The organism is Ruegeria sp. CF3, from assembly GCF_056537365.1.
Genome location: NZ_JBQFRK010000002.1, coordinates 294,832 through 309,179 on the forward strand (window position 1 = coordinate 294,832; position 14,348 = coordinate 309,179).

The 14,348-nt window shown below is 53.6% G+C and carries 8 protein-coding genes; 3 read left to right on the forward strand and 5 right to left on the reverse strand.

The annotated features are described in order from the left end of the window. The first annotated feature begins 274 nt into the window (after window positions 1-274). The 3 genes from ACR0KC_RS09140 (at window position 275) to ACR0KC_RS09150 (ending at window position 8,464) form a co-directional block, all read left to right on the forward strand. A complete protein-coding gene (locus ACR0KC_RS09140) occupies window positions 275-3,169 on the forward strand; it encodes a calcium-binding protein (RefSeq protein ID WP_480771753.1) in 2,895 nt (964 codons plus the stop codon). A gap of 354 nt (window positions 3,170-3,523) precedes the next feature. After that, a complete protein-coding gene (locus tag ACR0KC_RS09145; RefSeq protein ID WP_480771754.1) occupies window positions 3,524-6,118 on the forward strand; it encodes a hypothetical protein in 2,595 nt (864 codons plus the stop codon). An 864-nt stretch (window positions 6,119-6,982) separates the two neighbouring features. Further along, window positions 6,983-8,464 (forward strand): heparinase II/III domain-containing protein, encoded by a 1,482-nt coding sequence (locus ACR0KC_RS09150; protein ID WP_480791143.1) that lies wholly within the window; start codon window positions 6,983-6,985, stop codon window positions 8,462-8,464. 204 nt (window positions 8,465-8,668) lie between these two features. Here the strand turns inward: ACR0KC_RS09150 and ACR0KC_RS09155 are convergent, their stop codons facing one another. The 5 genes from ACR0KC_RS09155 to ACR0KC_RS09175 all read right to left on the reverse strand — a co-directional run bounded on the left by ACR0KC_RS09155 (window position 8,669) and on the right by ACR0KC_RS09175 (window position 14,277). Next, window positions 8,669-9,586: a hypothetical protein gene (locus ACR0KC_RS09155; RefSeq protein WP_480706043.1), complete on the reverse strand. Its 918-nt coding sequence runs from the start codon at window positions 9,584-9,586 to the stop codon at window positions 8,669-8,671. A gap of 4 nt (window positions 9,587-9,590) precedes the next feature. Continuing rightward, entirely contained in the window at window positions 9,591-10,424 is an 834-nt protein-coding gene (locus tag ACR0KC_RS09160) for a class I SAM-dependent methyltransferase (protein ID WP_480706045.1), read from the reverse strand. Window positions 10,425-10,437: 13 nt separating this feature from the next. Continuing rightward, the gene (locus ACR0KC_RS09165) at window positions 10,438-11,409 is read right to left on the reverse strand and encodes a glycosyltransferase (RefSeq protein WP_480771756.1); all 972 of its coding nucleotides are present in this window, start codon (window positions 11,407-11,409) and stop codon (window positions 10,438-10,440) included. A gap of 209 nt (window positions 11,410-11,618) precedes the next feature. Then, window positions 11,619-13,295, reverse strand: a complete 1,677-nt coding sequence (locus ACR0KC_RS09170) for a hypothetical protein (protein ID WP_480706049.1) — start codon at window positions 13,293-13,295, stop codon at window positions 11,619-11,621. Continuing rightward, window positions 13,288-14,277 (reverse strand): glycosyltransferase family 2 protein, encoded by a 990-nt coding sequence (locus tag ACR0KC_RS09175; protein WP_170395047.1) that lies wholly within the window; start codon window positions 14,275-14,277, stop codon window positions 13,288-13,290. Before ACR0KC_RS09175 ends, ACR0KC_RS09170 begins: the two co-directional genes overlap by 8 nt. Window positions 14,278-14,348: the final 71 nt, after the last annotated feature.

Consider the following 14,348-nt stretch of genomic DNA (forward strand, 5'->3'; position numbering starts at 1 on the left):
ACAACCAAAATCCGGGCGTCTTAGTTCCTGTTGAAACGGACGCCCGGGCAAACAAAGGGAAAACCAAACTCACCGGCTGGGGCCTGAAACAGGCGCCAGCCGGATTGCTGGTTTTCTCAGGCCGTGGATTCCATTTTTGTCATACTTTGTAACAACTTAACTGGCTTTCGCCTGTTGAGATCAACAGCCTGAAAAACCACATCTTTCCTATGATCTGTGATGCGTATGGGCCCGAACCTCGGGTGTCGACCATCCAGGAAACAGGAGGAAAGACATGAAACATGTTAGCAAATCAAAATTCCAGCCCAACTCGGCGAGCACGCTCAACATATCGGTTGGTCTTGGTGAAACGGATGACGATCCTATCGTGATCCCGCCGGTTAGTCTGCTGTCGGAAGAAAGCAGCGAATTGCAGGACTACGTCTGGGAAGATTCAGCCTCGGACGACGAGACTGTAGCCAGCAACAAACCTGATATTCCCGTCTGGACCGGTGGTAAATCACCTGGCGATGGCCACAGCGGTTGGTGGGATAAATATGGGACCCATCTGCATGACACCAGCGGCACCTATGTCGGCCGCGATGTCAAAGCCCGTGGTGAATACAATATGGCCGATGGTGAGGTGAGCTTTGAAAACCTGATGCACCGTCTCTCAAGTGGGCAAAGCAAGGGGACATATCTTTATACCCGTATCGAAGGGAATGACGGGGATAACGTCATCCACGGTTGGAACCCCGAAAACTGGGATAACTATGATGGCGGCACCTCGATCAAGAATTACTATTCCAACTATCATCATCGGGACAATATCTCGGGCGGTGACGGAGATGACATCATCATCGCCTACCGTGGGAACGACCAGTTGTTCGGTGATGGCGGTAATGATGTCATCTATGGTGGCGGTGGCCACGACTACATCGATGGAGGTGAAGGTGATGATCAGCTGTTCGGCGAATCCGGCAACGACAAGATCATTGGCGGCGGAGGCAAGAACATCCTTGTTGGCGGCGAAGGCGATGACATCCTGATTGCCGGGAATGAAGGCGACAAACTGTACGGTGGTACTGGTAACGACCTTCTTGTCGGCGGTGACGGTGATGATGTCCTGTTTACCGGGCATATCGATGAAACCTCTGCCGACACGCTTTACGGTGGAAAAGGGGCCGACACGTTCGTTATTGGCTCTGTGCCTGAACCAACAACTCATGATCCCAACCATAACCAATCGAATGGTCTGGGCGAAGAGTGGCTGGAAGAGGCAGGTAATCTGGCACTCGCCAAGATGCTGCCGGGCGCGAAGCTGTTCATCAACCTTGCCAGAGGCCTGGTCGACGGGATCAAGAACATGTTCAAGACCGAGGAGCAGGTTGTCGAAACCGTCAACCCGCCGAAGGTGTCTCTGGTCGAGATCCTCGACTTCAACCCGCTTGAAGACAAGATCATTGTACCAGTCAACGTGGAGGGGCCAGTAACGCTGGACCTGCAGGCATCGATCGTTGATGGCGCGGCATTCGATCTGGTCGCGCTTGATCCGGCCGACAACAAGTTCAAGGTGATTACAACCTTCTATTGGGATGAGGCGTCGAACATCTTTCCGGGCGCAACAAGTATCTCGCAGCAGAACACAGATGCCTTCATTCAACGGTTGAAAGAAACCGCTCTGATCACGGGGCCGGATGGTGCGCATTATGGCTTGGGCCAAAAGATCGACCTTGGCCTGAGCAGTGAAGACCTTGCAGGTCTTGGAACCAGCAAGTTCGTCACATTCGGGGCGTTCGGCGGTGTTTCGATGGTCGGCTTTCACGACGAGGATCGTCAGTTGGGAACAAACCACAACGACGTTCTGCAAGCCTATACGTCCGAGCGCGATACCCACGGCGGAAACGAGGCCGAAATCCGCAATGACGGCAATGATGTTCTCTACGGCTTTGGCGGTGACGATATCATGGCTGGCGGTGGCGGCTTTAATAAGCTGTATGGTGGAGAAGGCAATGACACGGCCTGGTATGGTGACAGCCTGAGCGGCATCTATGTCGACATGAACAACAAGGCGGAAGATGTCAGCGGTGAGTATTACTGGGCCTGGCATGGCAACAGCGCCAATCCGTTCGATCTCAATGACGAGATTCGCGACAAGGAAGGCTATGATCTGCTCTGGAGCGTCGAGAACATCTATGGCAGCGACCATGATGATGTGATCATCGGCGACGACGGCGATAACGTCTTCACCTCGGGTGATGGTAAAGACGTGCTGACCGGCAACGGAGGAGCTGACACCTTCATTCTGAACGGCGGCGAGAACACGATCACCGATTTCGATGCCAATGAAGGCGACCGTATCGAGATTGACCTCGACGCCTACGGTATGACCGGCTGGTTCGATCTGGATCACCGCATTGAAAACGGCCAGATCGTGCTGTTCAACAAGCTGACAGACGAGATCATCGTGCGCTATGACGATGACGGGAACGGATTTGACCCGTCATACATCGACCTGCGCAATTTGGTTGGCAACGATGAAGAAGGCTATCAGGTTGTCTACGAACCGCCCTTTGGTGCAAACACGCTGGAGTGGTTCGAGAAGTATGGCAACCGGATTGATGCCGAGGTCGGCGAAGAGCTCGTTACCGTAGATGGCACCGATAGTTGGGACTACATGATCGGCGACACCGGCAGTGGTGGATTGACCCTGAATGGTGGTGCTGGTGATGACTACATTGTTGGCGGTGCGCTCAATCAGTTCGCTACTCTGAACGGCGGCGACGGCAATGACACCATCGTGATCCGCAATGGCGCGATGATCACCAATGCAAATGGTGGAGACGGCGACGACGTCATCATCCTTGATGCAGACCAGTCTTCAGAAGCCGGGTTTGCCAATATGTTCGGTGGCGAAGGCAGTGATACTTTTGTCATCACCGGCCCGGGCAGCCAGTATGGTGGTCAGGTGATCCGGGATTTTGAGGCTGACGACTCGATTGTTATCGATCTGGAAGGGTTCGGGATCTCGTCTCTGGATCAACTTCAGATCGAATGGCGTTCCAGCACTCACTGGGTCACGGCAAATGGCCAAAAGGTGATCAGCGTACAGGGTGTTGATGAGCATTTCGATGTCATGCAGCACATCAGCGAGCTGACGGCTCAGCAATCACAGGATTGGGGTCTCTGATCATCGCCTGATTACCAAAAAAAGCTTCAGCCGGTCTGGATCGGCTGAGGCTTTCTTAACAGTTCGATCTGGCAATAATGCAAAGTTAATTATTGCGACATTCCAAATTTGGCGAAGACTCGCGCAACTGCACCGATCTTTTGCTCAAACCCCGCTATAACCCACTGACGTACAGCGTTTTTTAGCGCATCAAAAGGTTGGCCTAGGCCCGCATCCGCTCAGATTAATTCGTTAATGAACTCTTAACGTGTCCTGAACTTCTGACTTGTTACGCAAGTTGGGCCTGAATTCATCGGGCTAATAAAGCCGAAATACTTGGGCTGAAACAACGACAAGATGGGAGTCTGTTTCAAGATGAGTAATGGAACATATGAAGAATTTCGCGACGCTTTGCGTGCATTTGAATCTGGTTGGGATCGAGATCGATTCGACGCAGGAATCATTCAGGATTGGCAGCTGAACCAATGGGCGGGAGGGGCCGTTGCCGACTTCTATCCAAGCTATTCCAGCTGGTCTGATCTAAGCAGTGATGAATGGGACGCGATGTCCTATCGCTCGATGAACTCGCTTGGTTTTGTTGGATATCAGTTCGGCGAGGCGCTGTTAATTGACCTCGGGTATTACACCGATGATGTCTATTATGGGAATGGCGCGGCTTCGAACACCTGGGATGGCACATGGACCGGTAAGAACGGGGTGAATTCGCTGGCAGAGTTCACAACCGCCGAAGCGCAGGAGCGCGCTATTCAAGAAGCGTTTGGCTACAATCTTCAAGTCATCGAAACCGGGCTGGGCTATCAGGGAGAGAGCCTGTCCGACTATCTCGGCACGACACGCACTTATCTGGAAAATGGCCAGGCCGTCTCTGTCACGCTCAGTCTTACTGGCATAATGGCCGCCGCGCACCTGCGGGGGGCATGGGGTACGTTGGCTCTGCTTCAGGGTGGAAGTGTATCCACCGATGAATACGGTACTTCGATCCTGCGGTATGTCTCGCAATTCGGCGGTTATGACGCGCCGAGTATCGAAGACGCTATCAAGGTATACACCGACGGTGTCTTGCCCACGGATACAAATGGCGGCACCGATAACGGGAATACGTCGCCGCCCGTTGTCCCACCGGTCATACATCCGGAACCCACGGAACCAACCGGCAACGGGACTGCTGACACCACAGAAGATACTGCGGATGTGGTGATTAACTGGGCTTGGGGCACGAATGCAACGATCCCGGATTTCGACCCTACGACAGATACGATCTTCATCGCATGGGTCGGTGCCGACGCGTTGGAGGTTGCCGAGGTTGATGGCGCGGTTGTGTTCTCGATCCCGTCCAATAACCAGGTCACGACCCTCAGCGGTGTGACACTTGCTGAGCTGAGCCCGGCAAACTTCGCTATTCTGGACAATACCGCCGCAGCTGAAGTGCTTGGGCTGATAGGCACTGATGGTTCAATGCCGACCAGCGGTGGCGATGGTGGCGGAGATGGTGGTGGCGGTGGCCATAGCCACCAACATATGCACGTCATGCTGGGCCTTGCCAGCGAGGCACAGACGGTCGAAGGCTTCCTGCCGGCGATGGGAGATGTCATTGAAATCGGACCGGACATTGGGACTGATAACTTCTCGATTTTCGAAGAGAGTGGGGACGCTCTGGGGCAGACCGTTAGAATTGAGCTGACCTCGGGAAATGTAACCAAGCAGATCGTATTCACTGGCTTTGGCCTGTCCGATCTTTCGCTCAGCAATTTCTCTATCACGGATCAGACGGTGTTGAACGAAGTGTCCACAGCTTTGGGGCAAGTTATCGTCTCGCCGGGAGACGGAGAGGGCTATGACCTCAGTTATGATGCAGACGGGTCAAACCCGCCCGCGATCACCGGCAATGCAGACACGGGCGGGGTGAAATACCGGGCCGATAGCAACGCTGACGACATAACCGGATTCCGCCCCGGTGTGGACGAGTTGGACTTTGGCGGTACGTCGGTTCACGGCATGATCGTCACCAAATCCAAGGCCGGCGAGATTGTTATCGACAGCCCATGGTCGGACGCGGCGCAAATCGTGCAAGGTGTCACCTTCCAGGACGTGACCATCGACAGCTTTGGTGTGGTCGGCAACGAACACCTCCGTCAGGATATGGGCGGCGTTCTTAGTTGGGAGCAGGGCGTAGGACCTCGCGATGCTGACACAGTCTATGTTCGTAGCCACGAATATGGCGTGCACGAAGTTATTGACGGCTTTGATCCTTCAACGATGAAGATCAGCTTCCTGTATTTCGGAACCCGCGAGCGGCTTAGCGTCGAGGACAGTAGCGATGGTCTGGTGATCTCATCCTTGCCGACAGGACAAAGCATCACGCTGACCGGCGTGACCAAGGCTGACCTGATCCCGGGTCTGGTCGAATTCCATTTTGATCAGGTGATGGAAGACAATCTCGAGGTACCATTTGGCTTTGACCAGAACGATGTGACGTTGGTTGCTCGCACCATACTGCTGACCCCACAGGCTCCTGTCGGGGCGACGACAGACGGTTATCAGACACGGGTCGGAGATCTGACAGGGGGATCGACCCAACCAGATATCGGTAGTGGAACCAACGAACCCGGAAACAGCCAAACCCCAGGAGTTGTGACCTTCGGCGCTGAAGTGGATGTGGCAGAGCTTACCTGGAACTGGGGGGTAAAGACCCAGATTATCGGTTTTAATGCCGATGAAGATATCATCGATTTCAACGCTTTGAGCGAAAGCGATGTGTCGGTCACCGAAATTGATGGCGATCTTATCTTTGAAGTTATCGGAAATGGCGGCCATACCGTTACACTTCAGGATGTTCAGGCCGAGGATCTGGATCTTGGCAACCTGACGGCTGATGACTGGAACAGTGTTGCCGAAGCAGAAAGCGCCCTGACAGACCAACTTGAAGCGCTCGGCATGTCCATCGCCTGAGGCACTCCAATAAGTGGTTCCCGGTCTGCGCTAGGCCGGGAACGAAAACAAACACATGAAAATCGATGGGCACTGGCCTCGTTTCCGGTTCGGTTCCGTGATCAAGCCATGCGACCATAATATTAATGCTCGGATCGCTTGCGCTAGGTTCTCGTGGCTGGCTTTCTTATCGTTTGTCCTTCCGGCTCTACTTAAACACTACTCCAATAGGCTGCCGGACGGGGCGTTTAGCATATCAATTTGCTAAGCCGAACTAATCGGATGTCTTTGACAGAATTTGGCCACCGCTGCAGAGTCGGGTTGCAGGTGTTTCCAATGCGGAAGAAGTCCATGATCGCGACCGTTAGAAGTGTGAATCCGATTAAAGCCTTCTTTTTGTTCGTTTTGTCCTTCGCTTGTTTTTGCGCTACAAGCGCTTTGTCCCAAAACTCAGTGCCGCAAGTCGTTCTAACGGATGAGATCGTCCAGCGCATAGAAACACAGCGCGCAGCCGATCAGGTGTTCGCGGCTGACTATCAGGCATTGATTGAGAGTGCAGAAGCGCATTTGCAGTCGCCTACTATTGTTGAGGCAGTTCGGAATGGAGATGGTCAGCTTCACGAGGCTTTTCGTGGATTTGGACAACGTCCGGTCGAACGCCTCACCACACTGGCTTTGGCTTGGCGATTGACCGGTGACAGTCGCTATGCCGATCGCGCCAGAACCGAACTCTTGCAATTTTCGGAACTGGAGACATGGCAGCCCGCACACTTTCTGGGATTAAGCCGTGTCACATTGGCGGTGTCGCTCGGATACAGTTGGATTAGTGACAATCTGGACGAAGAGGATCATCAAATCATTCGATCGGCACTTGTCGAGAAGGGGTTGAAAGAAGCCGCCAAAATCTACGATCTGGATACGCATTATTATGACAAGGGTTGGATCGCCCCCCAACACTGGGTGAACCCAGTGTCTGTTCCCGCGTCGCTTCCTGATGGGACGGCTACTGCGGATATCGCCTGGCCCGTTGCTTCCTTCAACTGGAACATCGTTTGCAATGCAGGAATGATCGTCGCCGCTCTGGTTGTGTCAGAAACAGAACCGGAACTGGTTGATCATATTATTGAGCAAGCGCAGGTTTCACTTAGAAATGGGTTGGCAATGTTCGCTCCGGATGGGGCTTGGCCAGAAGGACCGATGTACGGGGCTTTGTCCGCCCGGGACGCGGCGGTGGCGTTTGATGCGCTTGTTTCCGTCCTCGGGCATGATTTTGATCTCTCTAAAATGGTAGGGTTGGAAGATTTTGGGGAGTTCCTGATCCATGCATCTGGGCCAACTGGCATGCTGTTTAACTTTGGAGACAGCGATACAAGCACTGACCTTGTTGTATTGACCTGGCTGGCGTCGCGGTTCAATCGTCCGGGCTACGACCTTAAGATGAATAGCAAAATGGGGTCTTCCCATCCAGCATTCGAGCTGATCTGGCAGCAGCGACGCAATAGTGAACCAATCACTGCCCGATCAACATCCTATTGGTCTGGAGGGCTTGGGATCGTAACCATGCGGTCTGGTTGGAATGACCCTAAGGCCAGCTATATCGGCCTCAAGGCTGGGCCGCTTAGCAGCCATCACAATGACCTTGATGCGGGCACCTTTGTGCTTGAAGCCGACGGTGTACGTTGGGGGGTGGATCTTGGGCTCGGAAATTACCAATTGCCCGGCTACTTTACTGACAAACGTTTTGACTATTATCGAACGGCCACGATCGGGCAGAATACACTGACCTTTGACATGGCAAATCAAATCGAAACGGGGCGGGCCTATGTTGAGGAGTTGGCGCAGTTTCCGGGTTTCGATTTTGCAATCGCCGATCTTTCAGACGCCTATGGAAAGCCCAAGGGAACGGTCAGACGAGGCATAGCTCTTGTCGACGGAACGACAGTGTTGGTTCAGGATGAAATTAGCTCTGATCAACGGGGGCGGGTGGCGTGGGCAATGCATACCGAAGCGCAGTTAACAGTTGATGGCTCCAAAGCCACATTGCGTCAGGATGGGAAAGAACTAACCGCACGCATACTGTCGCCGCCAAACGCCACCTTCTCTCAACTTTCAGCCAATCCTTGCGAAACGGCATTCAATTCTGAATGTGCGATGCAGAATCCGAATTCAGGCGTTACACGGCTCATGATCCAGCTTGATCTTGATGAAAGTGACAAGCGTGAAACCATTGTTGTTACTTTTGAACCTGATGCACAGGCCGCAAACAAGCCGGTCATCCCGTTAGGTGAGTGGCGACTGAACGCGACCCTCTCGAACGATGTTGTGAAAAAGCACATTGATCGGCTGCCTGCTGAAAACTCACGATAGGTTTGGGTCAAACTTGAACGACCTCAACCCTGGCTTTAGGCGATGCTGGGTGCGCTCAAGGAATGTAGTACGCACCAGAAGTCGCACTATGTTTGGAAACGAATTGAAGACGGCACCCTAGCGCCTGAGACAGCGCATGGCGACCTTCAGATACGATAGACTCCGCTGCAAATTGTCTGGCTGACCCGATCCAAATTTTTAAACCTATACAGCTTCGTGCTCACCACTGCTTAGATATCGGCGCAGGGTTACGCCAAGCCCAAACACAGCTACATCCCCCAGAACCGAGATCGCGCGATGCGCGATCGCAGCGCTTAGACCGACTCCCTGATCAGTGAAAAGGCCAAGTCCGAGAGCAATAATTCCATCTCGAATACCGATACCACCGGGTGCGCCCGGCATCAGAAAACCGATGACCCAGGCTGTCGAAAAGATTGCGATGCATTGCAATATACCGGCACCACCCTGAGGGTAGATCGCCCGTGCGACACACCAAAGTGACAAACCCAGCATCAAAAAGTTGAAGCTATGCAGAAACAACAGGATCAGGCATTTTGAAAATGTAAGTTTCGGTTTTCCCGCTTTGCGCCAGATCACAATCTGGCCAATCATGATGCAGGCCAGAATTCCGAGGAAGATGATTGTCATCTGTCCATCGAGCCAGGATCCTGGAAGGTCTGCAATTACTGCGGCGACAAGATCGGGCATGGTCAGGAGCACAATTCCGACGACCAGAGCACCGCTGGCGAGCAGAAAACCGATCTCGAGCAAAAGAGATGACGCAATAATTGCGGATGGCACTCCATCACTCCGTGCGAGGGCGAAACGTCCCAAAAGGTGGGCAACATTGCCGGGGATGTATTTCCCGATCTGCGATACCATTAACTGACTTTCAGCGCGTGTGCGCGTTAGGGCAACGTCATAGATGTTTAGCGTCACCCCCCAAGCCACAGCACCTACGAGCTGCGACAGCACATAAAGGGTAAACCCACCTAGCAGTGCATAACGGGCGCGGCCTGACCCGAGGTCGAGCACTGCAATGTCTCCTGCGTGTCGAACCAGAATGATTCCGATGAAGATCAGGGCAGCAGCGGTGCCGATATAGCGCAGGGCGGTAGCCATGTGTTTACGTTTTGCGCGCCACTACAAGAAAACCATTTCCAAATTCGGTGTTAAGGAACGGGCGTTGTAGCTGGAAAAAAAGCCGCATGACCGTGACTGCGAGTATGGAAGAAAACACAGGCCAGAAGCGCCGCTCAATGGAACGATCGCTACCGCTCTCGTTGGTAAGGTCGTTCGCTGTTTTACCAGATTTGGCGTTGGTTTCTAATATCTGTCCATAGGCCCGAGCACGCCAATACTCCATAATATTGGCCAAAGGAAAACCGTAGCACTCAACAGTTTCGACGGTGAAGCCGGCGTCCTGAACCGAATGTACTAAAAGTTCTTTACTGTAGCGTCGAACATGCCCTGCCCAAACGTCGGCCGCATTCCAGCGGGATGGGTGCGCAGGCGTCGACAAGATCATTGTTCCACCGGGTTTCAGATAAGTTTGCCATTCTCTCATGGCCTCAATATCTTGCTCCAAGTGCTCAATCACTTCAAATGACATGATCAGGTCGAAGGAGTTTTTCCAATCCGGGTCAAGCTCGGCCAAGAGTGTCATAGGGCTGGCTTGAGTGTTGAGCTTATCTGCCAGTTCAAGGGCTTGCTGCGAACGATCTACGCCATAAGCTTCAAAACCCTGTTCTGCCAGTTCTGACAATAGCGCAGCCGGTCCGCACCCGATGTCAAGCACTCTGCAAGGCTTCAGATTTTTGAGATGCCGCATAACCCGATCACGCCTTAGAAGATACCGCGGCGCGGGCACCCAATTGGATTGCGGCAGGGCCGGGCCAAAGTGCCTGTGATAGATGGCAGAAGCACTATGCTCTGCGGAATTAATGGCGGTATCAGTCATGTCGACCACAGTTTTATCCGGCTTGAGGTGCACAATGAAACAAGTATCCGCAAAGAGTCCGCGCGATCTCATGCGGCTGGGCCATTTTCAGTCTGTCTTCAGGCATTACCGGATAGCCCTCGTGCCTCAATTCAGCGATGGCATCCAGCAGCGCTTCGGGATTTGAATGAGGGATAAGCTTCACCCCGAGAGCTTCGTTGCCAAATGTTTCGATCATGGCAGGTGAGCTCCGGGTGATCACTGAACGCCCTGACAACAGCGCCTGATAAACCTTGTTCGGCACCACTGACGCAGCCTTGCCTGAGGCGCCAAAAATGCCGAGGCAGATGTCGGCATTTGAAATTGCCTCAGTCAGTTCCTCATAGGGAACCCACTTCTGCCAGGAGATATGCTTATGCTCCGCATCCACCAGAGCTGTCTCGAGCAATAGGCGCTCTTGCCCGGTGCCAATCAGGTGCCAATTGATATCGCGACCTCGATCCGAGGTAGCTGCCGTCAATATCGTTTTAAGCCCATGCAGCGGGATGAGCTGTCCATAAAACAACACTCTAGTGGGACCGTCGTGGCGCGCAGGAGGAGGCAGACGCTGGAAGGATCCCGGCTCAGCTCCCACCGGCACTGCTCCAATCCTGGATTCAGGCAAATTGAAGATCCGTGCAATATGCTCGGCATGCGCCTTCGTATCGAGCAAGACATGATGCGCTGCCCGGCAGGCCAGCCATTCAGTGACCCAAAGCATCCGGCCCGGCAGTGACTTGGCCCCAACCATACTTCGATCGTTAACGACAGTGTCGTAAAGCGAAAGGAACATGTCCCAGGTGATCTGCCGCCGACGTAGCAGGGCAAAGGGCCACAACACCAATGTATCGAGCGCGCCAAGATAGGGAACCATCACTGAATCATGACGAGGCGCACGCAAATAATGCAGGATCAGAAGCGGATAGGCCAAGAGCGCGCTGAACAACACTCGGATCATCACAGCCATGTTCAACTGGCTTTTATCCGCGTGTTTGGGCCAAATCTCTGCGTGGATTTCAATTACTTCTACGCCGAGCTCTTGCAATCCAGTTCGGAGAATTCGAGTACGCGGTTTGCTAAGATCATATGTTCCCCAAAAAATCACCCGCTTGTTGCCGGGCTCAGATGGTATCGGAGTGGTGCTGACCACCGGAGGGGAAAGAGGCATATCGGTATTCATGGCGAAAGCATCCGGAAGCCGGTATAAACCTCTCGATCCAAGCTTTCTGGCGCGACCGGAGCCACACCAGTATCCCAGATCAGCCCGACAGCAACACCTTTCGGTCCGTTGATTGTTACTGCCTCTGCGCCAATGCTAAGAATGTCTCCAGATGCGACGGCACTTGTATCAATCTGTACTGGCTGGCTGGTTTCGACCCGATATCGTCCGGGGAACGGAAGTGCCAATTCAACCGGTTCGTCGGTCAGCTTCACTGATCCTCCGGCAAGCCAGATCGATCCCGAATAGTGCACATATGACTCGCGTAGTATCTTGTGGTCCTCAGGCAGCAGCACAGGCTCGGCTCCATTGGCCGAACTTGGGTCCATCGTCAGCGTCAGAGCAGTTTTGTTGGCGATAAGTAGAGGTGGCTGCTGTTCTGCGATGATTCTGGCAAATACGGGCTGGCCCGCCGCCTGATAGCGTGCAACGCCCCAGCCTGACATGAAGAAACCAGGATTCGGGAAACTTGCGATCATGTGGCTGTCATCAATATAGGCGACCTGATCTGGGAACAGGCGATGAATTTCCGCAATAGTGGCGCGTTGGTTTCCTGCACGATCTTGCAGTGCTAGGGCTGCCTGGACAAAAAGCCCCGCAAGCATCACCATCACCAGTTGTGCCGAGCGTCGTGATGATCCAAGCCTCTGTGCTCCGATCGCGACGGCTGCCATCAGGAGTGGGGTAGCGAAGGGGTAAAAATAGACAAAGGCATTGCGATAGATCACCACCGAGAGGAGCGGTGCAGCAAAGAGCGCAATCAACAGAACCCGCCGAGCATTCCGACCGGCACACAGTCCGATCCCCACAAGAATGATCTGTGGGAGACTGAGCATAGCCCAACTCATGAATTCAGTTGATCGTGGGAATATGCCGCTTTTCAACAGCGTCGTATTCAGCGCGTCCTTTGCATTGTTTGCCGTCTGGTTGCCTTCGGCGACGCGAAGGCCAGACGCATGCCAGAGGTAGAATGACACGCAAATGCCAGCCGCCAAGATACCCGTGATAGTGATGCGCCGTACCGCTATTCGATCTTCGATCCTCCATATCAGCACGGCCAGAAATGCGGGCAGATAGAGTGCCGATTTGATCGTAACCAGTACGGCCAGAGCGCTCAGAAGCGCTGCCGCCAGTGTTTGCCAGACAGACAGGCGCGTGGTCAGCAAGATTGCAATCGAAGAAGTCAGTAACGCCGCAGCAATGGGATCGGCACGGAAACTGGCGCCATAGGCCAAAACGTAGCCTGAAGTCAGGAAACCCAGAGCAGCGATATCGGCAAATCGCTGTTCGGTAAAATACAGGGCGATACGGTGCACAGAAATTGTGGTCAGCCCGACGCATGCAACCATCACAAGCCGGGCTGCAAATATCTGTTCCATCTCATGACCCGGCAGCGCATCGAGCCATGTGAAACCATGCACGAAGAAGGTCTGCATTGGACGGTCCAATCGACCGTCGAGGAAGGCATGGACATGTGACAGGAAATAGAATTCGTCCCAATTCACATTATGAGTATACGCCAGCACCAGCATAAACACGAAGACAACGACAATGCTCGCACGTACCACTCGATCAAGAGTGATAGCCCCTACCAGTCCGGCGTTTCGCTGATCGCCTAGCGCCGGATTATCCATTCTCTACCGCCCTGACCGGGTCGAGGGAAATTACTTCAGTAGGTCTAATCGGCGCGCGCAGCAACTCTCGGGCCCGGATGTCTTCCAGCAGACTACGGTTGGTGGCGATAAGATCGGCCAGGATACCAACGGCGAACAGTATCGTGGCCATTGCCAGCAGCACACCGGACAGAACCAGCGACTGAACATGCCCAGCCCCCCCGTCTGTCGCGTAATAATAGAGAAATCGCCCAACCCCGATTAAGCCAGGCAAGGCGAATACTGCCGAAAGCGTCAGGAAGAACTTCAATGGTGCATAGATCACAAAAACGCGCAGAATAGTTCTTGCGGAGCGGGTGACATACTCTCCGATACCTCTGAACAGACGAGACGGGCGTGTTACCTTGTTGACCCGAACAGGCACCGAGGTCATCGGGATATGTTTGCGTCCGGCCTGAATGATGGTTTCCAGAGTGTAGGTATAAGTGTTGACAACACAGAGTCGGGCAGCGGCATCTCGGGAATAGGCGCGAAATCCGCTGGGCGCATCAGGGATTTCTGACTTGCTAGCCAGTCGCACGACCCAACTGCCCAGCCGTTGAAGGGTTTTCTTCAACGGCGAGAAGCCCTCGATCTCTCTGATCGGGCGAGCGCCGACCACGATTTGTGCCTTACGCTTCAGTATCGGATCAATCAGGGCGGGAATGTCGTCTGCGCAATACTGATTGTCTGCATCGGTGTTGACGATCACATCGGCGCCCAAAGAAAGCGCATACTCGATGCCGGCACTGAACGCACGGGCGAGGCCGACATGGCTGCTCATTTCCAGAACGTGATCAGCTTTGGCATTCCAGGCGACTTCAACGGTCCGATCGGTGGAGCCGTCGTCGATGACCAGTACTTCAACTTTACTGACGCCAGGAATCGATCGGGGAATTGCCGCGATCGCTTCGGCAAGGGTTTCCTCCTCGTTAAGCGCCGGTATTTGGACGACAAGCATCATGATCATGCCACATTGATAACTATTGAGTGCAATTACATTTTATTTTGGGACAAAATTGTGTCCAAAAGGGG